At 64.9% G+C, this 262-nt stretch carries 1 protein-coding gene; it reads left to right on the top strand.

Translation table 11 applies throughout. The annotated features are described in order from the left end of the window. The coding region (locus tag G3I42_RS05320; RefSeq protein WP_203606392.1) for a GH116 family glycosyl hydrolase at positions 1-262 on the top strand (262 nt) is incomplete at both ends.

The raw sequence follows: 262 nt of genomic DNA, 5'->3' as shown, positions 1-262 counted from the left end.
CAGGCACAGGCCTGGCTGTGGCCGGAGGTCGGGCAGCGATGGACACAACAGTGGCTCGACAACATGGACGGTACGGGCAAGATCCCGATGCGGTTCGATGGCGACAGCACCTTCACCATGGACGGTCAGACCGGCGTCATCCTGTCGGCCTACCGCACCTACCAGACCTCCGGCAAGGCGTGGCTGAACGGTAGCTGGCCCAAGGTGAAGCAGGCCATGGACTACGTCGTCCAGCAAGGCGACGCCGACCACGACGGCATCC

The organism is Streptomyces sp. SID11385 (assembly GCF_010548245.1).
In the GTDB taxonomy this organism is placed as follows: Bacteria; Actinomycetota; Actinomycetes; order Streptomycetales; family Streptomycetaceae; genus Streptomyces.
Note: the sequence above shows the minus strand (reverse complement) of the source record. Positions and strands in the feature narration are given on the sequence as shown.